Below are 23,115 nucleotides of genomic sequence, written 5' to 3' on the forward strand. Positions count from 1 at the left end.
AAAGGCCTTCGTCGAAGCCTATTTCCAGCGCCAGCTGGAGCGCCTGGGCGTGCGTTCGGCGGCACTGCTTGCGCGGCAGTTGCAATACCTGATGGAGGGCGCCCTGGTGATGGCGCACATCCACGGGCCGGCGGACCAGGCCCGCGAGGCCCGGCAGGCGGCCGAAAGTCTGTTGCAGGTCGCTGGCATCTGAGCGCGGGTGCTACCATCGCCGCGAAACACTGCACAGGTCCTTTCGATGCCCCCGGAATGCCAACTCTTCGGAACCCTCGGTTGCCACCTCTGCGAAGTCGCGGAGGCGGTGCTGATGCCCTTCGTCGAACATGGCCTGCTGGTCGAACTGGTGGACATCGCCGACGACGAAGCCTGGGTCGAGCGCTATGGCCTGCGGATCCCGGTGCTGCGCCGCTGCGACAATGGCGCCGAGCTGAACTGGCCGTTCGAGGCCGAGCAGGTCGCAGCCTTCCTCAGCCGCTGATGCCTATTCATTCGCGCTAAGCGCGGCACCGCTGGTAACCCCGCGCGCTATGCGCAAACCGGACTGCGTTCCGCTTCCTTCCCCCATGCCGCGCGGTGCCTGGCTTCGGCGATGCTGGCGAAGCGATGCATAGGCGTTTCTCAATGGTTTTCATAGCCTGAGCCTATTGGCTCGGCAGGCTGCGTTCGGCTAGGCCTAAGGGCGATGGATAAACCCTGAGTTCCCTTCAGGACTGACTGGAAACAGCCGGGAACCCGCGTGGCGCAGGACGCGTCGCAGGTCGTTCGGTCCGCTGTCGCGGACCGCCGGGGTGTGGGGTCGGGACGACGAGGCTCGGCGTTTCCTCATAACGAAAGAGGACGCCTGATGAAAACGCCCGCCTGGACGCGCCATGCCCTCTGGGTCATGCCGCTCGCCCTGGGGCTGCAATCCGCCGTGGTCGCGGGGGATGAGCAGCCAAGCAAGACTTCCAGCTATTCGCCGGTGGTGATCAACGAGGACTTCGCCACCATCATGAAGCGCATGACGGCGAACAAGCCGTCGATCGAGCAGGCCCACAAGACGCTTCTCGAGCAGCGTTACGATCTCAGCGACAGGCCGGCCAAGGGTGCCAGCATGACGCGCGGCAAGCCGCTGCAGGAAGGGGGCCGGGTGAAGCTGCCGGCCGGCACCAGCTGGGAGGAGCTGGCCAGGCTGAGCCCCGAGGAAATCCGCAAGCAGGGGCTGTTCCCCGGCGGCTTCCTGCCGCTGCCACACCCCAACCATGCGGAGGGCGGGATGGTCTTTCCCAAGTTCCTCATCGACGAGATCAAGCGCCAGGAAAGCCGCGACCTGACCCGTTTCGACCTCGACTACGACCTGCCGGACCACTTCCTGCCGGAATTCCCGGCACCGATGTTCCTTACCACCCGGCCTGACCTGGGCGATGTGTCCAAGGGCAAGCTGGTGACCATCGACAACTATTTCGAGCTGTTCAACGGGATTCTCAATCCCAAGCAACTGGAAGGGCTGCGCCTGCTGCTAACGGCCTTTCCGCAGCAGCAGTTCAACCTCACCGACGATCGCCGTAGCGAGCATCCGAGCCGCGGCGTGGCCTGCTTCGACTGCCATGCGAACGGCCACACCAATGCCGCTACCCACCTGGCCGGCGACGTGCGCCCGCAGCCGTTCCGCCACCGCATCGACACGCCGACGCTGCGCGGGGTGAACATCCAGCGGCTGTTCGGCTCGCAGAGGGCGCTGAAGACCGTCGAGGACTTCACCGAGTTCGAGCAGCGCGCCGCCTACTTCGACGGCGATCCGGTAATCGCCACCAAGAAGGGGGTGAACGTGCTCGAGCGTGGCAGTCAGGTGCATTTCATGGGTGAGTTCCAGGCGCTGCTGGACTTCCCCCCGGCACCGAAGCTGGATGTGGAGGGGCGGCTCGATCCGGGCAAGGCCAGCGAGCAGGAATTGCGTGGCGAAAAGCTGTTCTACGGCAAGGCGGCCTGCGCCGGGTGTCATGCGCCGCCTTACTTCACCGACAACCTGATGCACAACCTGAAGGTGGAGCGCTTCTACGATCCGAAACTGGTCAATGGCGTGATGGCGTCCGCCGACGGGCCGATCAAGACCTTCCCGTTGCGCGGGATCAAGGATTCGCCGCCGTACCTGCACGACGACCGCCTGCTGACCCTGGAGGACACGGTGGAGTTCTTCAACCTGGTGCTGGAGCGCAAGCTGTCCGCGGAAGAGAAGGGCGACCTGGTGGCCTACCTGCGTACCCTGTGAGAAAGACCGAATCGCAGGCAATAAAAAACCCGCCGTTGAGGCGGGTTTTTCGGGATATGGTCGGAGCGACTGGATTCGAACCAGCGACCTTCTCGTCCCGAACGAGACGCGCTACCAAGCTGCGCTACGCTCCGTTTTGTTGGGGCGCATTCTACAGAAAAAGTTTTGGTACACAAGGGGTTAGATGAACTTTTTTTCGAGCCCCGGTTTCCCCGGGCGGAAAAGCAAAGACCCCGTCGCTCGTTCGAGTCGACGGGGTCTTCAGGAAAACCTGTTACGCGACGGTATCAGAGTTCCTTGACGGTGCGGACCTGGTCCTTGTTCACGCGGGCGCGCTTGCCGTCGAGCTGTTCGAACTCGTAGAAGCCGGAATCCTCGTCATAGGAAGGGGTGTCTACGGCCTGGATTTCACGTCCGTCGTTGAGGGTGATCACGGTAGGGCTGGAACAACCCGCGAGGGCGCCGAGGCCTACGGCGAGGAGGAGGGCGGGTAGCATCCGCTTGATCATTGCGCAGTTCTCCTGTGCGGTCAGACTTTGAAGTTACGAGTTTCTGACAGACGAGTTCTAGGAAGAGTTCCCCCCTAAAAACGAGTGTTCCCCCCACCTTCGAGAAAATTCGACTCGACGTCCCTTCCGTTTTACTTCAGTTCGCGGTGATTAGCCAACAGCTCGGGGGTGTTCAGGTTGGCCAGCCGCGGATCGCCCGCGGCCAGCTCGATGGCCTCCGCGCCAAGCGGCAACAGGACGTGGCGTGGGCTACGGTCGCCCTGGCGCCAGGCGTGTTCTATCTCTTCGGCCAGGTGCGTCGGGATCAGGCTGAACAGCGGTTCCCACTGGCCGCCGCAGCGCAGCATCCAGGGGCGCGCCGGTGTGCGGCCGGCGGCCTGCAGCAGGGTTTCCAGCAAGGCGCGGTCGATGCGCGGCGCGTCGCAGGGCAGCACCAGCAGCCAGGGATGCCGGGCCACCGCCAGGCCGGCGCGGATGCCGGCGAGCGGGCCGGGGAAGTCTCGGCTGTCGTCGCTCACCAGGCGGTCGGCATAGGCCGCATAGCGTTCCTGGTTGCGGTTGCAGGAGACGATCAGGTCATCGGTGAGCGGGCGCACCAGGCGATGCAGGTGGGCGATCAGGGGCAGGCCCTGCCACTCGATCAGGCCCTTGTCGCGACCGCCCATGCGCTGGCCGCGGCCTCCCGCCAGGAGAAGGATGGAGCAGGGGGGCAGGGCGCTATCGGGCATCTGGGGTCTCCGTGTCGGGCCTGTGATATAACACCGCGATCACGTCCACAAGCAAGGGCCAACCCCATGAGCCACAAGGCCGAAACGGCATTCGTGCCGTTGAACATCGCCGTCCTGACCGTCAGCGATACCCGTACCCTGGAAACCGATACCTCAGGCCAGTTGTTCGTCGACCGCCTGACCGAGGCCGGGCACAACCTGGCCGCTCGCGTGCTGCTGAAGGATGACCTGTACCGGATCCGCGCACAGGTCGCGACCTGGATCGCCGAGGACAGCGTGCAGGTCGTGCTGATCACCGGCGGCACCGGTTTCACCGGCCGCGACAGCACCCCGGAAGCGGTGGCCTGCCTGCTGGACAAGCAGGTGGACGGCTTCGGCGAGCTGTTCCGGCAGATTTCGCTGGCCGACATCGGTACCTCCACCATCCAGTCGCGGGCCCTGGCCGGGCTTTCCAACGGTACCCTGGTCTGTTGCCTGCCGGGCTCCACCAATGCCTGCCGCACTGCCTGGGAAGGCATCCTCGTCGAGCAACTGGACGCCCGTCATCGCCCGTGCAACTTCGTCCCGCACCTGAAACAGGCGGCGCCCTGCGAGAGCCGCGGGTGAGCGGCTGCTGCGAACAGCCGGGGCTGATGCCGGTCGAGACGGCGCTGGAACGGCTCCTCGAACTGGCCGCGCAAACGCCTATCGATACGTGTGAGCAGGTGCCCCTGGAGCAGGCTGGCGGCCGCGTGCTGGCGGTCGACCTGCTGGCCGGCCTGGACCTGCCGCCGTGGCCGAACAGCGCCATGGACGGCTACGCCTTGCGCCTCGCCGACTGGAACGGCGAGCCACTGCCGGTCAGCCAGAAGATCTTTGCCGGACAGGCGCCGGAGCCGCTGCAAGCGGGTACCTGTGCGCGGATCTTCACCGGTGCGCCGCTGCCGGAAGGCGCCGATCTGGTAGAGATGCAGGAAAACGCCGAAGCGCTCGACGATGGCCGCGTGCGCTTCACCCAGCCGTTGCGCGCGGGCCAGCATGTGCGCCCGCGTGGCCAGGAAATCCGCCAGGGCGACCTGGTCCTGCCGGCCGGCACGCGCCTGCGCTCCATCGAACTGGGGCTGGCGGCTTCGCTCGGCTGCGCGGCCCTGGAGGTGCGACGCAAGCCGCGGGTGGCGCTGCTGTCCACCGGCGACGAGCTGGTCGAGGCGGGCCAGCCGCTGCAGGCCGGGCAGATCTACAACAGCAACCGTCCGTTGCTCAAGGATTGGCTGCAACGCCTGGGCTGCGACGTGCTCGACGCCGGTATCCTTCCCGACGACCTGGCACGTACCCGCGAGCGCCTGGCCGGGTTGGCCGGGGTGGACCTTATCCTTTCCACTGGCGGCGTATCGGTGGGCGAGGCCGACTTCCTCGGCATGGCGCTGCGCGAAGCCGGCGAGCTGACCCTCTGGAAGCTGGCGATAAAACCCGGCAAGCCGCTGACCGTCGGCCAGTTCCAGGGCATCCCGGTGATCGGCCTGCCGGGCAATCCGGCTTCAACCCTGGTCACCTTCGCCCTGCTGGCGCGTCCCTACCTGCTGCGCCGGCTCGGCGTGGCGCAGGTCGCGCCGCTGCGGGTGGAGGTACCGGCCGGCTTCGCCTGGACCAAGGCGGGGCAGCGTCGCGAGTACCTGCGTGGTCGCCTGGAGCAGGGCCGCGCGGTGCTCTATCCGAACCAGAGTTCCGGGGTACTGCGCAGCGCTTCCTGGGCCGAGGGGCTGGTGGAGGTCCGCGAGGGACGTACCCTCGTGGAAGGCGAGGGCGTGGCGTTCATTCCGCTGAGCGAACTGCTCGACTGAGCCGACGGTGGCCGGATGGCCGCCGTTCTCATTGCGCCGCCGGCTCCTTCCGCCGTTGCCGGTACTCGCCGGGCGTCTGCCCGGTCCAGCCCTTGAAACTGCGATGGAACGAGCGGGACTCGGTGAAGCCCAGGTACTGGGCGATGTCCTGGATCGGCAGCTCGCTATGCAGCAGGTAGTGCTCGGCCAGTTCGCGGCGCAGTTCGTCGAGGGTCTGCTGGTAGCTGCTGCCGGCTTGCTGCAGGTGGCGTTGCAGGGTGCGTACGGTCATGCCGAACTTCTCCGCCACCCGTTCCTTGCGCGGCAGGCCGTCCTTGAGTAGCTGGCGCAGGGCGTTCTTCACCCGCAGCGGCAGCGGCTCGTCATCGTCCAGCTCGGCCATCAGCGCCAGGGCATGTTCTTCCAGGGTGCGCAGCAGCGTCGCGTCGGCCTGGCGCAGCGGCAGCGCCAGGTAGTCCAGTGGTACCAGCAGCGCCGAACAGGGTTGGGTGAAGCGCACCGGACAGCCGAAGAAGGTCTCGTAGTCTTCCACGCGGGTTCCGTCCGGCAGGTCGTGTTCCAGCCAGACCTCGTCCGGCGAACCTTCCAGGTCGGCGATCCAGCGCGCGTAGAGGACCCAGGAAGCCAGGACGTGCTCGACCATGTGGCGCCGTACCAGGGGTGTCTGGTGGCGGCAGTTCCAGATCAGCCGGACCTGCCCGCCGGCCGCCTCGATGCGGCTGGTGCCCATGTCGCCGACCAGCTTCTCGTAGGGCGTGATGCGGCTCATGGCCTCGCCCAGGGTGGCGCAGTTCATCGCGATGTAGCCGAGCACGCTCCAGGAGCCGGGCTGGACGAAGCGCGCCGAATGCAGGCCGAACAGGGGATCGCCGGAATGCTCGCAGAAATAGCCGAGCAGGCGCTCGTGGGCTTCGCCCGGCAGGCGCTGGCGATTGTCGTTGAGCTGGTCGGCCTGGAGGCCGGCGGCGGCCAGGGCAGGGGCGATGTCCAGGCCGAGCCGTTCGGCGTGGCGCAGGTACTTCAGCAGGGCCGGAACCGAGGTGGAGCCAAGGGTCTGCATGGTCGTTGTTCTTGTCGTGGCGGGTGGAACAGGCCGTCCGGCGTGCGTGCCGGCTGTCTTGATCGGTCACAGGGAGTGTCTCGATCCGACAGTGACAGGCGAGGGCGGCTGGCTAGTATAGGCAGCCAGAAAGGTTCCGATAAACAGGTTGCCGCGACAAGCGAGGGGAGAGGTTCATGCGTCGTTGGAATGGCTGGGGCGAAGAAAGCACCGTGGTCGAATTGCCGGACAGCGCCCGTGGGTTCCTGGCGGAACTGGTTGGGCAGGGCGCACGCTTGCCGGACGCCAGCCTGGAGGCGGCGCTGGCGAAGGTCCCGGCGTCGCGCCTGGAGGCCGATCCGCGCTACAGCATCGACCCCCGTGAGCGTCTGCTGCATGCCCGCGGGCAGAGCCTGCCGGACTGGCTGGCGATGCGCGAGGGCGACTTCGGCGTCTACCCGGACGCCGTGGCCTATCCGGAAACCGCCGAGCAGATCCGCGAGTTGCTGGCCCTGGCCGACTCCCGCGACCTGCAACTGATTCCCTATGGCGGCGGTACTTCCGTGGCCGGCCATATCAATCCGCAAGCCTCGCGGCGGCCGGTACTGACGGTCTCGCTGGAGCGTATGAACCGCCTGCTCGATCTGGACCGCGAGAGCCTGGTCGCGACCTTCGGCCCCGGCGCCGCCGGCCCGCAGGTGGAGAGCCAGTTGCGTGCGCTGGGCTACACGCTCGGGCATTTCCCGCAGTCCTGGGAGTTGTCGACCCTCGGTGGCTGGGTCGCCAGCCGCTCCAGTGGCCAGCAGTCGCTGCGCTACGGGCGGATCGAACAACTTTTCGCCGGCGGGACCCTGGAGACCTTCGCCGGGCCGCTTGAAATCGCTACCTTCCCGGCATCCGCGGCGGGACCGGACCTGCGCGAACTGGTGCTGGGCTCTGAGGGACGCTTCGGGATCATTTCCTCGGTGAAGGTGCGGGTCTCGCCGCTGGCCGAGGACGAGCGCTTCTACAGCGTCTTCCTGCCGAACTGGCAGCAGGCCCTGCAAGCCACCCGCGAGCTGGCCCAGGCGCGCGTGCCGCTGTCGATGCTGCGCCTGTCCAACGCCGTGGAGACCATGACCCAACTGGCCCTGGCCGGCCATCCCGGACAGATCGCCTGGCTGGAGAAATACCTGGCACTGCGCGGCGCGGGCGAGGGCAAGTGCATGCTGACCTTCGGCGTGACCGGCAACCGTCGGCAGAACGGATTGTCGCTGAGCCAGGCGAAGGCCTTGCTGAAACGCTTCGGCGGGGTCTTCACCGGCACCCTGCTGGGGCGCAAGTGGGCGCAGAACCGCTTCCGCTTCCCCTACCTGCGCGAGGCCCTGTGGCAGGCGGGCTACGCCGTGGACACCCTGGAGACCGCCACCGACTGGAGCAACGTCGACGGCCTGCTGCAGAAGATCGAGGCCAGCCTGCGCGACGGCCTGGCCGCCGAGGGCGAGAGGGTCCATGTGTTCACCCACCTCTCGCATGTCTATGGCGAGGGGTCGAGCATCTATACCACCTACGTGTTCCGTCCGGCCGCGAGCTATGCGGCGACGCTGGAGCGCTGGAAGCGTCTCAAGCATGCGGCCAGCCAGGCGATCGTCGACAATCGCGGCACCATCAGCCACCAGCATGGCGTCGGCAAGGACCACGCACCCTACCTGCCCCGCGAGAAGGGCGAACTGGGCGTCGCCGCGCTGCGTGCCATGGCCGGTCACTTCGATCCGGCCGGGCGGCTCAACCGCGGCACCTTGCTGCAGGACTGAGCGGAATGACTTCAGCCTGGAACGAGGAGTGGCGTCGCCGCCGCCTGCCGGCGCTGGCGGGGCAGGAGTGGGACCTGATCGTGGTCGGCGGCGGCATCAGCGGTGCCGGCATCCTCCGCGAAGCCGCGCGGCGCGGCTGGCGCTGCCTGCTGCTGGAGCAGCGGGACTTCGCCTGGGGCACCTCGAGCCGCTCGTCGAAGATGGTCCATGGCGGCCTGCGCTACATCGCCAAGGGCCAGTGGCGGCTGACCCGCGACTCGGTGCGCGAGCGCCAGCGCCTGCTCGGCGAGGCGCCTGGGCTGGTGGAGCCGTTGAGCTTCGTGATGGCCCACTACCGCGGCGGCTTTCCCGGCCCGCGGCTATTCGGCGGCCTGCTGAGCGTCTACGACGCCCTTGCCGGGCGGCGCAACCACCGTTTCTACGACGCCGCCGCGTTGCGCTACCTGGCGCCGGGCCTGAAGGAACAACGGCTGCTCGGCGGCACGCGATTCTTCGATGCGGTGACCGACGATGCGCGCCTGGTGCTGCGGGTGCTGGCCGAGGCGCGTCACGACGGCGGCGAGGCATTCAACGGCATGCGTGTGCGCGAATTGCTGCGCGAGGGCGGCCAGGTGGTCGGCCTGCGCGCCGAGGACCGCGAGAGCGGCGAGCTTCTCGACTTTCGCTGCCGTGCCCTGGCGGTGGCCACCGGGGCCTGGGCCGATGAGTTGCGCCAGCCCGGCGGAAGCGAGCACATCCGCCCGCTGCGCGGCAGCCATCTATTGCTGCCGGCCTGGCGCCTGCCGGTGGCCCATGCCTTCAGCTTCATGCACGCCACGGACCGGCGACCGGTGTTCGTGTTCCCCTGGGAGGGCGCGACGGTGGTCGGCACCACCGATCTCGACCATCGCGACGGCCTTGGGGAGGACGCGCGGATCAGCCGCGCCGAACTCGACTACCTGCTGGCGGCCTGCGCCCAGCAGTTTCCCGCCGCCGCCATCGAGGCGCGCGACGTGCTGTCGACCTGGGCCGGCGTGCGACCGGTGGTCAGCAGCGGCGACGACAGCGGCAAGCCTTCCGACGAGAAACGCGAGCATGTGCTCTGGCGCGAGCCGGGCTGCGTGACCCTGGCCGGCGGCAAGCTGACCACCTTCCGGCCGCTGGCGGTGGAGGTGCTACAAGCCTGCGCGCCGCTGCTCGGGCGCACGGTCACGGACGATGGCGCGGCGGTCTTCGGCGCCTGCGAAGGTCCGCTCATCGACGGGCTCGGCAGTGGCCAGCGACGCCGCCTGGCCGGTCGCTACGGACGCGACCTGGTCCGCCTCAAGCGGCTGGTGGACACCCTCGGAACGGACTGCGTGGGTGCCAGCGAAACGCTCTGGGCCGAACTGGCGTTCGCCGCCGAGGCGGAAATGGTGCTGCATCTCGACGACCTGCTGTTGCGCCGCACCCGCCTCGGCCTGCTGTTGCCCGGAGGCGGCGCGGCATACCTGCCGCGTATCCGCGCACTCTGCCAAGCGCGCCTGGGCTGGGACGACCCGCGCTGGGAACGTGAGCAACAGGCCTATCTGGACCTCTGGCGCCGGCACTACAGCCTGCCCGTCTGACCAGCCGAGACGAGAACGAGATGAACGACAAGAACTATCTGCTGGCGATCGACAATGGCACCCAGAGCGTGCGCGCCCTGCTGTTCGACCTGCAGGGCAACCTGCTGGGCAAGGGCAAGGTGGAGCTGGAGGCCTACTACTCGAAGCATCCGGGCTGGGCCGAACAGGACCCCGAGTACTACTGGGCGATGCTCGGCGAGGCCTGTCGGCGGCTCTGGGACCAGGTGGACATCGATCGCGGGCTCATCCGCGGGGTGTCGCTGACCACCCAGCGCGGTACGGTGATCCACGTCGATGCCGAGGACAGGCCGTTGCGTCCGGCGATCCTCTGGCTCGACCAGCGCCGGGCGGAGGTCCGCGAGCGCATCAGGGGGCCGTGGGGCTGGCTGTTCAAGCTGGTCGGCGCCGAGGGCGCGGTGGAGCATTTCCGCGCCCAGGCCGAGGTCAACTGGGTGGCCCAGGAGCAGCCGGAGATCGCCGCGAAGACCGACAAGGTGTTGCTGCTTTCCGGCTTTCTCAGCCACCGCCTGACCGGCCGTTTCGTCGATTCGGTGGGGTGCTGCGTAGCCTACCTGCCGTTCGACTACAAGCGCCTGCGCTGGGCCGCCCCGCGCGACTGGAAATGGCAGGCGCTGGCGGTACGCCGCGAGCAGTTGCCGGAGCTGTTCAAGCCGGGCGAGCGGCTCGGCGAGATCAGCGCCGAGGCCAGCCGGCACACCGGCATTCCGCAAGGCCTGCCGTTGATCGCCGCGGGGGCCGACAAGGCCTGCGAGGTGCTCGGCGCAGGTGCGTTGGAGCCCACCATCGCCTGCCTCTCCTACGGCACCACGGCGACCATCAACACCACTCGCGCCCGCTACCTGGAAACCGTGCCGCTGATTCCACCCTATCCGGCGGCGATTCCCGATCATTTCAATACCGAGGTGATGATCTATCGCGGCTACTGGATGGTCAGCTGGTTCAAGCGCGAGTTCGGCTTGCGCGAGATGCAGCAGGCGCGCGAGCAGGGGGTCGAGCCGGAGCAACTGTTCGACGAACTGGTCAACGGCGTGCCGCCCGGCTCGATGGGCCTGACCCTGCAACCCTACTGGTCGCCGGGAATCCGCGAACCGGGACTGGAGGCCAAGGGGGCGATGATCGGTTTCGGCGACGTGCATACCCGGGCACACATCTACCGGGCCATCCTCGAGGGCCTGGCCTATGCCCTGCGCCAGGGCAAGGAGCGCATCGAGAAGCGTTCGGGCACGCCGATCGTGCGCCTGCGCGTGGCCGGCGGCGGCTCGCAGAGCGACGCGGCGATGCAGCTCACCGCCGACATCTTCGGCCTGCCGGCCGAGCGCCCGCATGTCTACGAGGCGTCCGGCCTGGGTGCGGCGATCGACTGCGCGGTGGGGCTCGGCCTCTATCCGGACGTCGCCAGCGCGGTGGCCGGGATGACCCGCGTCGGCCGGGTTTTCCTGCCCCAGGCGGAAGCCCGGCAGATCTACCAGCGGCTCTATGGCGAGGTCTACCTGCGCATGTATCGCCAGTTGCGCCCGCTCTACCGCAGCATTCGCGAGATTACCGGCTACCCTGCCTGAACCGGGCGCCGCACTTCCGTCCCGGATACGCGGTCAATAGGCAAAGACAAGGCCACGACGAGGGGTTCGGTTCGATGGACAAGGACAAGGTTCTGCTGGTCCTGCATGGCAAGCAGGCGGGCAACGAAGAGGTTCGTGCCGCGGTCGCGGCGCAGCGCGAGGCCGGGCGGGAGCTGGCGGTGCGGGTAACCTGGGAGGACGGCGACGCCCGGCGCATCGTCGAGGAGGCGCTGGCGGCCGGCTTTGCGACGCTGGTCGCCGGCGGTGGCGACGGCACGCTGCGCGAGGTGGCCGAAGCGCTGGCGCGCGGGCGAGGCGAGGCGAGCCTGGCGATCCTGCCGCTGGGCACCGCCAACGATTTCGCCCGCGCCGCCGGGATTCCCCTGGAGCCGGCCGCGGCGCTGGCGCTGCTCGACCAGACGGCGCGGCCGATCGACCTGGGCGAGGTGAACGGCAAGCTGTTCCTCAACATGGCCACTGGCGGCTTCGGTTCGAAGGTCACGGCGAATACCTCGGAGGACCTGAAGAAGGTTCTCGGCGGTGCCGCCTACCTGTTGACCGGGTTGACCCGTTTTTCCGAAGTGCATGCCGCCCAGGGCCGTTTCAGCGCCCCGGACTTCCAGTGGGAAGGCGAGTTCCTCGCCCTGGGCATCGGTAACGGGCGCCAGGCCGGCGGCGGGCACGTACTGTGTCCGCAAGCGCGAGTGGACGACGGCCTGCTGGACGTGAGCATCCTGCCGACGCCGCAGGACATGGTCGGTACCCTGGGCACCCTGCTCGGCGGTGGCAACGGAGTGGAAAGCCTGTTCGTCCGCGCGCGGGTGCCATGGCTGGAAGTGGAGGCGGCGGAAGGTCTCGACGTCAATCTCGACGGCGAGCCGCTGGAAGGACGCAAGCTGCGTTTCTCGGTTTCCCCGGGCGCGCTGCGCGTGCACTTGCCGGCCGGTTCGCCGTTGTTGCGCGAGCCGCCGCGCGAGGACTGAGGGCGGGGCCGACTGATCCGCTGCCTGGAGTGGCGTCTGTGTCTTGTCGGCCTTTCCCGCGACACCGTATAACAGCATCTTTCCACCAAGGATGCTGGTTCCATGTTCCGTCTCTCCGCGCTGTACCGCTATCCGATCAAGTCTTCCGCCGCCGAGTCCCTGGAGCGCGTCGCGCTCGATGCGCTGGGCGTGGTCGGCGACCGACGCTGGATGGCGGTGGACACCGAAACCGGACGTTTCTTCACCCAGCGCCTGCTGCCGCAGCTGGGGCGTATCCAGGCGCGCTGGGCGGCGCCGGAGGTCCTGCGGCTGAATGCGCCGGGGATGTCCGAGCTGAGCCTCGAAGTACCGGCAGCCGACGCCAACCTGCGTGGCGTCACGGTCTGGCGCGATACCTTGCAGGCGCCGGATGCCGGCGACGCCGCAGCGGACTGGCTGACGCGCTTCCTCGGCCGCCCGACGCGCCTGGTGCACATTCCCGAGGCGCGCGCGCGGCAGGTCGATACCGGCTACGCCGAACCGGGGCAGAAGGTGCATTTCGCCGACGGTTTCCCGCTGCTGCTGATCGGCCAGGCTTCGCTCGACGACCTCAGCCAGCGGGTCGGCCGGCCGTTGGAGATGCTGCGCTTCCGTCCCAACCTGGTGGTGGAAGGCAGTGCCGCGTTCGCCGAGGACGGCTGGAAACGCATCCGCATCGGCTCGGTCGAGTTCGTCGTGGCCAAGCCCTGTTCCCGCTGCATCCTCACCACCCTGGACCCGGCGACCGGCGAGCGCAACGAGGACCGCGAGCCGCTGACGACCCTGAAGACCTACCGGGAAAAGGATGGCGCGGTGCTGTTCGGGCAGAACCTGATTGCGCTGGGACAGGGCAGCCTGGAGGTGGGGATGCCGGTGGAAATCCTCGACTGAGGAACGGTCGCCCGCCGTTGCGGCGGGCGGCCATTGCCGGCGATCAGAGCTTGGCGTCGACGCAACCGGTGCTCAGGCACTCGCGCTCGCGTTCGCGGAGGAAGTCGAGGCGCTGGCGGGTCTTCTCGGTGGCGCAGTCGAGATTGACGAAATAACCGTTGTCCTTGCTTTCGCTGCAGGCCGCGTCGCGCTCCTTGATCCAGGCGATCTGGCTCTTCTTCAGCAGGGCTTTCTGGCCGTCGTTCAGGTGCTTGCGCAGGGTGCCGAACTGCTGGTTCAGCTCGCGGTCGGCCTGGGAAAACTCGCCGCTGCGGCAATACACGCTGTCGAAGGCGTTGCGCGGCGTACCGCAGGCGTCGGCGGCCAGGGCGCCGTCGGCGAGCAGCAGGCTGGAGGCGGCGAGCAGGGCGGTAGCGAGGGGCTTGTTCATCTTGAGGTCCTTTTCAAGGTACTGGAAAGGCCCGGGCGTCCGGGCCGGGTTGGGGGTCAGAGATCGTCGAAGTAGCGTTCGTGCCAGTCGACGATGGGCTGCGGTGCATTGAGCTTCTGCCCGTAGATCACCGCATAGGACAGCACGTTCTGCACGTACTGGCGAGTCTCGTCGAACGGAATGGTCTCGATCCACACGTCGAAGGCCAGGTGGCGGGTATCTTTCAGCCACTGGCGGACGCGGCCCGGACCGGCGTTGTAGGCGGCCGAGGCGAGTACCCGGTTGCCGTTGAACTGGCCATGCACCTGGCTCAGGTAGGCGGCGCCGAGGCGGATGTTGACGTCGGGCACGATCAGTTGCTGGGTCGAGGCCAGCGGGATGCCGAACTTGCGCGAGGTCTCCTTGGCGGTGCCGGGCATCAGCTGCATCAGCCCGGTGGCGCCGACTCCGGAACGGGCATCGGACATGAACGCGCTTTCCTGCCGGGTGATGGCGAAGATCCAGCTGGAGTGCAGGCCGCGGTTCTTCGCTTCGCGCACCAGGGTGGCGCGGTGCGCCATCGGGAAGCGGATGTCCAGGTCGTCCCAGTACTGCGCCTGGCTGATCGAGCGGATCGCCGGGAAATACCACTGCATGTCGTAGGCCAGCCTGGCCTGGGCGATCAGCTCGTCGCGATCGAACAGGCGCGCGGCGTGGTACCACTCGCGGCGGGCGTTGATCACTTCGCCACGGTTGAAGAACTCCATGGCCCGGCGCGTGCTGGCGGCGTTGCGTACGCGTTGCAGGACGCGCGGGTCGATGTGCGCAGGGCGGTTGCCGAGCTTGTACGGCACGCTCAGGCGGTCGGCGGCGAGGAAACCGTAGAAGTCGCGCTCGCCGGCGAGCTTCTGGTACAGCGCGATCGGCTCCTTGCTGTTCGGCTGTGCCAGTTGCAGGCTGCGTGCCTGCCAATAGCGCCAGCGGCTGGTGGCGGCGAGATCCTGGGGCAGCTTGCGGGTCAGCGCGTAGGCTTCGTCCCAGCGGCCCAGGCGCAGCAGCAGGCGGGTGCGCCATTCGGTGACGGTATTGTCGCGCAGGCCGGGATCGTACTGGGTCATCAGCGGCAGTGCACGCGGATCGAAGCGCTTGGCCAGGCTGAGACCGATCTCGCGGGCGATGGCGACCTTCTCGTCGCTGGAGAAGGGTAGCGCCGAGCTGTAGTAGTCGAGCAGGCTCAGGGCCTTTTCCGGGTCCTGCCGCGCCAGGCGGCGCAGGCCGAGACCGACCACGTCGGCGGTGGCATGGTCGCGCTGGCTGAAGCGGCCGGTCTGGCTCAGCTGGGCGGGGTTCTGCGCCACGCTGACCATCAGCGCGCCCTGGTTGCCGAGGGTCGGCAGGCGCTGCGCGAGGTGCGAGGCGAGGCTGTAGTTGCGCGCTTCGGCGGCCAGCTTGAGGCGTTTCCAGACCTTTTCCTCGGTGAGCTGGCCTTCGCCCTGCCAGAGGCCGAACAGGGTATCGCAGGCAGCCGGCTGCGACTTGCCGACCAGCCACAGGCGTTCGCTGGTGGCGTAACCTTCGGCCTTCTGGCCGTGGCCCAGCTGGTACTGGCCATACAGGCAGTCGAGTTCGGTGAAGTTCAGCTTCGGATCGTAGTAGTTGACGAAGGTCTTCCAGTCGCCGCGATCGGCCAGCAGGCGCAGCCAGCGCAGTTTCAGCCAGCCGATCTGCGGCAGGTCGCCGTGTTCGGTGAGGAAGCGCTCGACCTCCTCGTTGCTGGCGGTCTTCAGCCGGTGGGTCAGCTCGTCGTAGGCCAGGTAGGGTTCCAGCGGGTAATCGCGCAGGGCGCTGCGCGAGGCCATGTAGGGCGCGCTGTTGCCCTTGGCCAGGGCGGCCTTGGCCTGGTCGTAGAGACGGCGTTGTTCGGTCAGGGAAGCGGCGTGGACCGCGTCGACGGAGGAAATACTGAGCAAAAGGCAGGAAACGAGAGTGAACAGGCGACCGCGCATGACTTATCCGGGCAGGTGATGTCGGGTAACGTCGGCAGGTCCGCAACGGCTGCCTACGGGCGTTTCGACCGCTCGCGGGACTGGCGCGCGACCGCTGTCGCGGGGCGCGCCCGAAGCCGGGCGGATGGCTCGCCTAAGCTTAGCCGTTGCGGCATGGCGGTGAAAGCGCCGTGCCATCCGATGCCTATCCGGCGTAAAATGCGCGCCCTGTTTCCGGAGGCGCCCATGACCCTGCTCAAGTTCACCGATGTATCCCTGGCCTTTGGCACCACTCCCTTGCTGGACAAGGTGTCGTGGCAGATCGGCCGTGGCGAGCGGGTCTGCGTGATCGGGCGCAACGGTACCGGCAAGTCCAGCCTGTTCAAGGTGGTCAAGGGCGAACAGCAGGCCGACGACGGCGAAGTCTGGCGCGCACCGGCGCTGAAAATCGGCGAATTGCCCCAGGAACTGCCGCGTGCCGACGAACGGACAGTGTTCGACGTGGTGGCCGAGGGTCTGGCGGAAGTCGGCAAGCTGCTCGCCGAGTACCACCACCTGAGCCTGAACATCCATACCGACGATGACCTGGCGCGCCTCTCGCGGGTCCAGCAGGAACTCGAGGCGCGCGATGGCTGGCGCCTGCAGCAACTGGTGGACAGCACCCTCAGCCGCCTGCAGTTGCCGGCCGACAAGACCCTCGCCGAACTCTCCGGCGGCTGGCGTCGGCGCGTGCTGCTGGCCCAGGCGCTGGTCGCCGAGCCGGACCTGCTGCTGCTCGACGAACCGACCAACCACCTGGACATCGGCGCCATCGCCTGGCTCGAGGAAGCGCTGCTGGGCTTCAACGGCGCGGTGCTGTTCATTACCCACGACCGCGCCTTCCTGCAATCCCTGGCGACCCGCATCCTCGAGCTGGATCGTGGCCACCTGATCGACTGGAACGGCGACTACGCCAGTTTCCTGGTGCACAAGGAACAGCAACTGGCCGCCGAAGAAGCTGCCAACGCATTGTTCGACAAGCGCCTGGCCCAGGAAGAAGTGTGGATCCGCCAGGGCATCAAGGCCCGCCGCACGCGCAACGAAGGGCGGGTTCGGGCACTGAAGGAAATGCGTCGCGAACGCGCCGAGCGCCGCGAGCGCCAGGGCAAGGCCAGCTTCCAGCTGGAAAGCGCGGACAAGTCCGGCAAGCAGGTGATCGTGGTGGAGCACGTCAGCTTCGCCCATCCCGGCGGCCAGCCGCTGGTACGCGACTTCTCCATGGTCCTGCAGCGCGGCGACCGTATCGGCCTGCTCGGCGCCAACGGTACCGGCAAGACCACCTTGCTCAAGCTGCTGCTTGGCGACCTGCAGCCGACCTCGGGCAAGATCGAGGTGGGCACCAAGCTGGAAGTGGCCTACTTCGACCAGTTGCGCCATCAGCTCGAACCCGAGCAGACGGTGATCGACAATATCTCCGAAGGCCGCGAGTTCATCACCATCGACGGCCAGAACCGGCATGTGCTCAGCTATCTCGGCGACTTCCTGTTCAGTCCGCAGCGCGCCCGCACCCCGGTGAAGGCGTTGTCCGGCGGCGAGCGCGCGCGCCTGTTGCTGGCCAAGCTGTTCAGCAAGCCGGCCAACCTGCTGGTGCTCGACGAACCGACCAACGACCTCGACGTGGAAACCCTGGAACTGCTGGAGGAAGTCCTGCTCGGCTTCCAGGGCACCGTGCTGATGGTCAGCCACGATCGGGCCTTCCTCGACAACGTGGTGACCAGCACCCTGGTCTTCGAGGGCGAGGGCAAGGTTCGCGAATTCGTCGGTGGCTACCAGGACTGGCTGCGCCAAGGGGGCACGCCGCGCCTGCTCGGCGTGAGCGAGTCGAAGAGCGGCAAGGCCGAGCTGAATACCGCGCTGGCGCCCGCCGCCGAACCCGCGCCGGCTGCCGCGGCGCCGAGCGAGGCGCCGGCGAAGAAAAAGCTCAGCTACAAGTTGCAGCGCGAGCTGGAGGCTTTGCCCGGGCAGATCGACGCGGTCGAGGCGGAGCTGGCGGGTGTCCAGGAAACCATCGCGCAGCAGGATTTCTATCTGCGCCCGCAGGACGAGCAGCGCGAAACCCTGGCGCGGCTGGACGCGTTGCAGCAGGAACTCGATGCCTTGCTCGAGCGCTGGGCCGAACTGGAAGACTGATCCATCTCGAAAAAGTGAGCTGCATCAATGTGATAGCGGCTCATCTCGATGATCCTTGCGGGCCTTGCCGGCGATGGGTGCAGTCCCCCGTCGGTCCCTCTGGCTGGCGTCATTGACGGGCCGGCCGTCTCCCGAGAAAGGATCAGTCCATGGCAATCGAGTACCGCATCACGCTGGACGACCAGCATCAGCTCAACTATCGCATCGAGCTGGAGCGGCACTACGACCCGCAGGCGGCTGCCGCAGCGCCGCGCTGGACGCGCCTGGAACACAATCGCTGCAGCAACTGCCCGCTCGATCGCGAACGCTACAGCCATTGTCCGGCGGCGGTCGACCTGCATGGGGTGATCGAGGATTTCCGCAACCTGCCGGCGTTCCGCAAGGCCGGCATCTGCGTGCGCACCCCGGAGCGCGAGTACATCAAGCAGGCGGGCCTGGAGGAAGGACTGCGCGCGCTGATCGGCTTGATCATGGCCAGCAGCGCCTGTCCGCTGCTGGCGCCGTTGAGGCCGATGGCCATGCAGCACCTGCCGTTCGCCAGCAACCAGGAGTTCGTGCTGCGGGTGGTGCCGCTGTACCTGATGCGCCAGTACTTCAACTTCCGCGAGGGGCGGCATGCCGATTGGGAACTGAAAGGGCTGGTGCGGCTGTTCCAGCAGTTGCAACTGGTCAACCAGGCGTTCTGGCAGCGAATCCACGACACCTGTGTCAGCGATTCCAACCTGAAGGCGTTCCTGACCTTCTTCTCGCTGTCGTCGAGCATCAGCTATTCGCTGGAAACCCAGTTGCAGAAGATCCGCCCGCTGGTGATGAACGCCGAGGAAACGCTCGGCTGAGGCGCAGGCCCCGGCCGAGCGGGGAGAGATCAGGCTTTCTTCAGGTGCACCGCGAGCACGTCGCAGGGCGCGCCGTGCAGCACGTCGTTGGCAGTGGAACCGAGCAGCAGCGCCAGGCCGTGGCGACCGTGGCTGCCGACCACGATCAGGTCGCAGGCCTGTTCCGCGGCGAGGCGGTGGATTTCCTGGCGCGGTTGCCCGTAGACCAGGTGGCGCTGCTCGCTGCCGAGGTCCGGATAGCGTACGGCGAAGGCATCCAGGCGTTCACGGGCCTGGTCGAACTGCTGCTGCTGCAACATCGACAGGTCCATCGGCACGTCCCCACCGAAGGCCATGGCCATGGGCTCGACCACATGCACCACCGAGAGCCGGGCCTGGTTGCTGGTGGCCAGGGCCGCCGCACGCTTCATCACCGGGTCGCATTCGTCGGTCAGGTCGACGGCGACCAGAATGTGTTGATAGGGCATGAACGTCTCCTCCCAGAAGGGGATAGTGTTTTCATTATGGACTTTCGCGCCGCGCGTGGAACCTGTTCCGTTGCGCTGGGCAAAAAGCTGCTCCGCCGTGGTCGCATTCGCCTGTAAACTGCGCCTCCCTTGGCGACTGCGACCGATCCTGCCTGCGCGCGCGGATCGAGGCAAATGCCTTAACCGTTTTTCGAGTGTCCGTTCCTTATGACCACTTGGCTGGTGATTCTGCTGCTGGCTGTCATGCTCAGTCCCCTGGCCTGGCTGATGCCGTCCAACAGGCAGCGCGGCAAGATGGCCCTGCGCCTCGAGGCGCGCCGTCTCGGCCTGGCCATGCAGCTCGCGCGCCAGGATTGGCCGCATTGGCTCGAGAGCGCTCCGCCGACGTCCTGCGCGCAGTTCCACTGCCCGCGCCGACGCGGCCGGGAGGCCTGGTGCTATTGGCAGAATACCCCGGGCCAGTGGCTGAACCAGTGGCGCGAGCCGTGCGCGGACGATGAGTTGCTGGACGCCCTGCGCAGCCTCCCCGGGGATGTCTACAAGGTGGAGGCGACCGCCCAGTTCCTTGCCCTGTATTGGGGCGAGCGCGGCGATAGCGCCGACCTCGGGCGCATCGCCGAGTTTCTCCGCCAGCGCGCCTGAGGCGGCGCGCCGAGGTTCATTGGTTGCGCGCGGCATACAGCGCGGCGACCTTCTCCAGGCCATCGATGATCCGGTCTGCATTCTTGTTGACCAGGAACGGCACGCTGTTCTGGTTGTAGTTGCGCAGGGACTTCTCGATGTAGTGCCACTTGATCGCCACGCTGCGCAGCGCCCTGGCGATCTCCTCGTCGTTCTGCGGCGCCTGCTGCAGCTTCAACAGGTTGACCGAAAAGCGGCTGGCCAGGTCGTCCAGTGGACGCTCCTCGCCGCCGCCGAAGAAGCTGGCGCCCACCGACGCGTTGCGCGAGGCATAGTCCAGGGCAATGTCCTGCATCAGCAGGCTCTGTTCGCGGCTCTGCTCGGTGAGCGTCGGCACCGTGGCGGCGTTTTCCCGTTGCAGGCTGCGATACAACTGGCCGCCGAGGTCCATCAGTTGCTGGTTGCGCCGTGCCAGGTCGGCGACCGGTTGCAGGTCGCTGTAGCCCTTGTTGCGCACCGCGCCGGTCAGCTTGTCGAGGTCTTGCGCATAGTCCCGCCATTGCTCGCGAAGCTGGCCCAGCAGGCGCCGGGATTCGCTGCCGTTCACGCCGTCGAGTCGCTGCAGGCGGGCTTGCGCCGTCTGCGCCGAGCTTTCGATCAGGCTGGCGTAGCGTTGATCGCCTTCCTGGCCGACGTACATGAAGAAGGCGTTCAGGGATTTCTGCGTGGCGAGCCGCATCTGGTGCAGGGCGAGCAGGTCATCGGCGGTCCCTGCCGCGAAGACGGGCAGGTTCAGCAGGCCGAGCAGGGCCAGACAAAGAGTGAACGGACGGCAGGTCATGGGTTCCATCTCCATGTGGCCCTGGAGGCCTTCTTGTTGTTCTTTTGTAACGGCCCGTGGCCGATCATGCATGGCGATCTGCGGCGACTCTAGCCTGCCTTTCCGCACCGGGACAAGCGCCCACGGCGCCGATCATCGAACATCTGAATGGTCCGACAGAGGCTGGCTGAATGGCCCTGCGCAGAGGGCCTGGAGGAGGGCAGGTGTTTTCCGGATGGCTGATTGACAATTCCCGGCTTTTGCCGGAATGTGTGCGCACCCAAGTCAAACGGGCGTATGAATCGAGCGTTTGCCTCGCGCAGGCCTCGACAATAGAGACCCGGTTATCGCGTCGGCGGGTGTGCCGAAGGGTTTGGGACTATGCTCGGCGGTTGCCGAAAGGGTCCCGACACGGTGTCCGATGTGTAAGTTCAAGCTTCCATAATAGCGTGGAGATCAGTTGATGATTTACCAAGGTAAAGCCATCACGGTTAAGCCTCTTGAGGGCGGCATCGTCGAGTTGAATTTCGATCTCAAGGGCGAGTCCGTCAACAAGTTCAACCGTCTCACCCTCAGTGAGTTGCGTGCGGCAGTCGATGCGATCAAGGCCGATGCATCGGTCAAGGGCGTGATCGTGACCAGCGGCAAGGACGTGTTCATCGTTGGTGCCGACATCACCGAGTTCGTTGACAACTTCCAGCTGCCCGACGAGGAACTGATGGCGGGCAACCTCGAAGCCAACAAGATCTTCAGCGACTTCGAAGACCTGGACGTACCCACCGTTGCCGCGATCAACGGCATCGCCCTCGGCGGCGGCCTGGAGATGTGCCTGGCCGCGGACTTCCGCGTGATGAGCGCGACCGCCAAGGTCGGCCTGCCGGAAGTCAAGCTGGGCATCTACCCGGGCTTCGGCGGCACCGTCCGCCTGCCGCGCCTGATCGGCTGCGATAACGCCGTCGAGTGGATCGCCTCGGGCAAGGAAAACAAGGCCGAGGACGCCCTGAAGGTCGGCGCCGTCGACGCCGTGGTCGCTCCCGAGCAACTGCAGGCCGCTGCCCTCGACCTGGCCAAACGCGCCGTCGCCGGCGAGCTGGACCACAAGGCACGGCGCCAGCCGAAGCTGGAAAAGCTGAAGCTGAATGCAATCGAGCAGATGATGGCCTTCGAAACCGCCAAGGGCTTCGTCGCCGGCCAGGCCGGTCCGAACTACCCGGCGCCGGTGGAAGCCATCAAGAGCATCCAGAAGGCCGCCAACTTCGGCCGCGACAAGGCGCTGGAAGTCGAAGCCGCCGGCTTCGTCAAGCTGGCCAAGACCTCGGTCGCGCAGAGCCTGATCGGCCTGTTCCTGAATGACCAGGAACTGAAGAAGAAAGCCAAGAAATACGACGAAGTCGCCAAGGACGTGAAACTGGCCGCCGTGCTCGGCGCCGGCATCATGGGCGGCGGCATCGCCTATCAGTCGGCGCTCAAGGGCACCCCGATCCTGATGAAGGATATCCGCGAAGAGGGTATCCAGATGGGCCTGAACGAGGCCGCCAAGCTGCTCGGCAAGCGCGTCGAGAAGGGTCGCCTGACCCCGGCGAAGATGGCCGAGGCGCTCAATGGCATCCGTCCGACCATGTCCTATGGCGACTTCGGCAACGTCGACATCGTCGTCGAAGCCGTCGTCGAGAACCCCAAGGTCAAGCAAGCCGTGCTCGCCGAAGTGGAAGGCGCGGTGAAGGAAGACGCGATCATCGCCTCCAACACCTCGACCATCTCCATCAGCCTGCTGGCCCAGGCGCTGAAGCGTCCGGAAAACTTCTGCGGCATGCATTTCTTCAACCCGGTGCACATGATGCCGCTGGTGGAAGTGATCCGTGGCGAGAAGACCGGTGAAACCGCCATCGCCACCACCGTCGCCTACGCCAAGAAGATGGGCAAGAGCCCGATCGTGGTCAACGATTGCCCCGGCTTCCTGGTCAACCGCGTGCTGTTCCCGTACTTCGGCGGCTTCGCCAAGCTGCTGAGCTTCGGCGTCGACTTCGTGCGCATCGACAAGGTGATGGAGAAGTTCGGCTGGCCCATGGGCCCGGCCTACCTGTCCGACGTGGTCGGCATCGACACCGGCCACCATGGCCGCGACGTCATGGCCGAGGGCTTCCCGGACCGCATGGCGGTCGAGGGCAAGACCGCCGTCGACGTGATGTACGAGGCCAACCGCCTGGGCCAGAAGAACGGCAAGGGCTTCTACGCCTACGAGACCGACAAGCGCGGCAAGCCGAAGAAGGTCACCGATCCGCAGGCCTACGAAGTGCTCAAGCCGATCGTGGTCGAGCAGCGCGAAGTGACCGACGAGGACATCGTCAACTTCATGATGATCCCGCTGTGCCTGGAAACCGTGCGTTGCCTGGAAGACGGCATCGTCGAGACCGCTGCCGAGGCCGATATGGGCCTGATCTACGGCATCGGCTTCCCGCCCTTCCGTGGTGGTGCTCTGCGCTACATCGATTCGATCGGTGTCGCCGAGTTCGTGGCCCTGGCCGACAAGTACGCCGAGCTGGGCGCGCTGTACCACCCGACCGCGAAGCTGCGTGAAATGGCCAAGAACGGTCAGAAATTCTTCGGTTAATC

The 23,115-nt window shown here is 66.8% G+C and carries 20 protein-coding genes, 1 tRNA gene and 1 pseudogene; 14 read left to right on the forward strand and 8 right to left on the reverse strand.

The genetic code is table 11. From position 1 onward, the window contains the following. The 3 genes and pseudogenes from HMPREF2914_RS32510 to HMPREF2914_RS24915 form a co-directional block, all read left to right on the forward strand. Positions 1 to 193, forward strand: a pseudogene (locus HMPREF2914_RS32510) (TetR family transcriptional regulator); the annotation flags it as partial. A 45-nt stretch (positions 194 to 238) separates the two neighbouring features. Continuing rightward, a complete protein-coding gene (locus HMPREF2914_RS24910; RefSeq protein ID WP_003109620.1) occupies positions 239 to 478 on the forward strand; it encodes a glutaredoxin family protein in 240 nt (79 codons plus the stop codon). A gap of 366 nt (positions 479 to 844) precedes the next feature. Then, the gene (locus HMPREF2914_RS24915) at positions 845 to 2,248 is read left to right on the forward strand and encodes a cytochrome b6 (RefSeq protein ID WP_009313812.1); all 1,404 of its coding nucleotides are present in this window, start codon (positions 845 to 847) and stop codon (positions 2,246 to 2,248) included. Positions 2,249 to 2,305: 57 nt separating this feature from the next. Here the strand turns inward: HMPREF2914_RS24915 and HMPREF2914_RS24920 are convergent. The 3 genes from HMPREF2914_RS24920 to mobA all read right to left on the reverse strand — a co-directional run bounded on the left by HMPREF2914_RS24920 (position 2,306) and on the right by mobA (position 3,485). Then, positions 2,306 to 2,382: transfer RNA gene (locus tag HMPREF2914_RS24920), tRNA-Pro, on the reverse strand. Between the two features lie 153 nt (positions 2,383 to 2,535). Further along, positions 2,536 to 2,757, reverse strand: a complete 222-nt coding sequence (locus HMPREF2914_RS24925) for a YgdI/YgdR family lipoprotein (RefSeq protein ID WP_003091247.1) — start codon at positions 2,755 to 2,757, stop codon at positions 2,536 to 2,538. 131 nt (positions 2,758 to 2,888) lie between these two features. Continuing rightward, positions 2,889 to 3,485, reverse strand: a complete 597-nt coding sequence (mobA, locus tag HMPREF2914_RS24930) for a molybdenum cofactor guanylyltransferase MobA (RefSeq protein WP_003109495.1) — start codon at positions 3,483 to 3,485, stop codon at positions 2,889 to 2,891. Positions 3,486 to 3,551: 66 nt separating this feature from the next. Here mobA and moaB point away from each other — a divergent pair, with 66 nt between their 5' ends. Further along, entirely contained in the window at positions 3,552 to 4,091 is a 540-nt protein-coding gene (moaB, locus tag HMPREF2914_RS24935) for a molybdenum cofactor biosynthesis protein B (RefSeq protein WP_003091240.1), read from the forward strand. Then, positions 4,088 to 5,305 carry a molybdopterin molybdotransferase MoeA gene (glp, locus tag HMPREF2914_RS24940; RefSeq protein WP_003162440.1) on the forward strand — a complete coding sequence of 406 codons (1,218 nt, stop codon included), beginning with the start codon at positions 4,088 to 4,090 and terminating at the stop codon, positions 5,303 to 5,305. Before moaB ends, glp begins: the two co-directional genes overlap by 4 nt. Before the next feature lie 28 nt (positions 5,306 to 5,333). Here the strand turns inward: glp and HMPREF2914_RS24945 are convergent, their stop codons facing one another. After that, positions 5,334 to 6,365: an AraC family transcriptional regulator GliR gene (locus HMPREF2914_RS24945; RefSeq protein WP_003091237.1), complete on the reverse strand. Its 1,032-nt coding sequence runs from the start codon at positions 6,363 to 6,365 to the stop codon at positions 5,334 to 5,336. Positions 6,366 to 6,541: 176 nt separating this feature from the next. Between HMPREF2914_RS24945 and HMPREF2914_RS24950 the strand changes: the two genes are divergently transcribed. From HMPREF2914_RS24950 to HMPREF2914_RS24970, 5 genes are all read left to right on the forward strand, one after another. Then, positions 6,542 to 8,137 carry an FAD-binding oxidoreductase gene (locus HMPREF2914_RS24950; protein WP_003091236.1) on the forward strand — a complete coding sequence of 532 codons (1,596 nt, stop codon included), beginning with the start codon at positions 6,542 to 6,544 and terminating at the stop codon, positions 8,135 to 8,137. A 5-nt stretch (positions 8,138 to 8,142) separates the two neighbouring features. Next, positions 8,143 to 9,723 carry a glycerol-3-phosphate dehydrogenase/oxidase gene (locus HMPREF2914_RS24955; RefSeq protein ID WP_003091234.1) on the forward strand — a complete coding sequence of 527 codons (1,581 nt, stop codon included), beginning with the start codon at positions 8,143 to 8,145 and terminating at the stop codon, positions 9,721 to 9,723. A 20-nt stretch (positions 9,724 to 9,743) separates the two neighbouring features. Then, the gene (locus HMPREF2914_RS24960) at positions 9,744 to 11,303 is read left to right on the forward strand and encodes an FGGY-family carbohydrate kinase (protein ID WP_023091583.1); all 1,560 of its coding nucleotides are present in this window, start codon (positions 9,744 to 9,746) and stop codon (positions 11,301 to 11,303) included. 74 nt (positions 11,304 to 11,377) lie between these two features. Then, positions 11,378 to 12,286 carry a lipid kinase YegS gene (gene yegS, locus HMPREF2914_RS24965; protein ID WP_023091584.1) on the forward strand — a complete coding sequence of 303 codons (909 nt, stop codon included), beginning with the start codon at positions 11,378 to 11,380 and terminating at the stop codon, positions 12,284 to 12,286. Between the two features lie 102 nt (positions 12,287 to 12,388). Next, the gene (locus HMPREF2914_RS24970; protein WP_003113973.1) at positions 12,389 to 13,195 is read left to right on the forward strand and encodes an MOSC domain-containing protein; all 807 of its coding nucleotides are present in this window, start codon (positions 12,389 to 12,391) and stop codon (positions 13,193 to 13,195) included. 43 nt (positions 13,196 to 13,238) lie between these two features. Here HMPREF2914_RS24970 and HMPREF2914_RS24975 read toward each other — a convergent pair whose 3' ends face one another. Together HMPREF2914_RS24975 and slt are read right to left on the reverse strand one after the other, a co-directional pair. Beyond that, positions 13,239 to 13,625, reverse strand: coding sequence for a lysozyme inhibitor LprI family protein (locus HMPREF2914_RS24975; RefSeq protein ID WP_003091225.1), 387 nt, complete (start codon positions 13,623 to 13,625; stop codon positions 13,239 to 13,241). A 56-nt stretch (positions 13,626 to 13,681) separates the two neighbouring features. Continuing rightward, a complete protein-coding gene (gene slt, locus HMPREF2914_RS24980) occupies positions 13,682 to 15,610 on the reverse strand; it encodes a lytic transglycosylase Slt (RefSeq protein ID WP_015649145.1) in 1,929 nt (642 codons plus the stop codon). 225 nt (positions 15,611 to 15,835) lie between these two features. On the opposite strand from slt, the gene HMPREF2914_RS24985 reads away from it, so the two are divergent. Continuing rightward, the gene (locus HMPREF2914_RS24985) at positions 15,836 to 17,758 is read left to right on the forward strand and encodes an ATP-binding cassette domain-containing protein (protein WP_003091215.1); all 1,923 of its coding nucleotides are present in this window, start codon (positions 15,836 to 15,838) and stop codon (positions 17,756 to 17,758) included. Positions 17,759 to 17,907: 149 nt separating this feature from the next. Further along, positions 17,908 to 18,594: a DUF6901 family protein gene (locus tag HMPREF2914_RS24990; RefSeq protein WP_023091585.1), complete on the forward strand. Its 687-nt coding sequence runs from the start codon at positions 17,908 to 17,910 to the stop codon at positions 18,592 to 18,594. Between the two features lie 29 nt (positions 18,595 to 18,623). Here the strand turns inward: HMPREF2914_RS24990 and HMPREF2914_RS24995 are convergent, their stop codons facing one another. Then, positions 18,624 to 19,061 (reverse strand): universal stress protein, encoded by a 438-nt coding sequence (locus tag HMPREF2914_RS24995; RefSeq protein WP_003091210.1) that lies wholly within the window; start codon positions 19,059 to 19,061, stop codon positions 18,624 to 18,626. A gap of 207 nt (positions 19,062 to 19,268) precedes the next feature. Between HMPREF2914_RS24995 and HMPREF2914_RS25000 the strand changes: the two genes are divergently transcribed. Further along, complete coding sequence (locus HMPREF2914_RS25000) at positions 19,269 to 19,703, forward strand: hypothetical protein (protein ID WP_003109487.1); 435 nt, start codon at positions 19,269 to 19,271, stop codon at positions 19,701 to 19,703. Positions 19,704 to 19,719: 16 nt separating this feature from the next. On the opposite strand, the gene HMPREF2914_RS25005 is transcribed toward HMPREF2914_RS25000, so the two are convergent. Continuing rightward, complete coding sequence (locus tag HMPREF2914_RS25005) at positions 19,720 to 20,538, reverse strand: hypothetical protein (RefSeq protein ID WP_023981118.1); 819 nt, start codon at positions 20,536 to 20,538, stop codon at positions 19,720 to 19,722. A gap of 427 nt (positions 20,539 to 20,965) precedes the next feature. Here HMPREF2914_RS25005 and fadB point away from each other — a divergent pair, with 427 nt between their 5' ends. Beyond that, positions 20,966 to 23,113, forward strand: a complete 2,148-nt coding sequence (gene fadB / locus HMPREF2914_RS25010) for a fatty acid oxidation complex subunit alpha FadB (RefSeq protein WP_003091204.1) — start codon at positions 20,966 to 20,968, stop codon at positions 23,111 to 23,113. Positions 23,114 to 23,115: the final 2 nt, after the last annotated feature.

The organism is Pseudomonas sp. HMSC067G02 (genome assembly GCF_001813485.1).
GTDB classification, from domain to species: domain Bacteria; phylum Pseudomonadota; class Gammaproteobacteria; order Pseudomonadales; family Pseudomonadaceae; genus Pseudomonas; species Pseudomonas aeruginosa.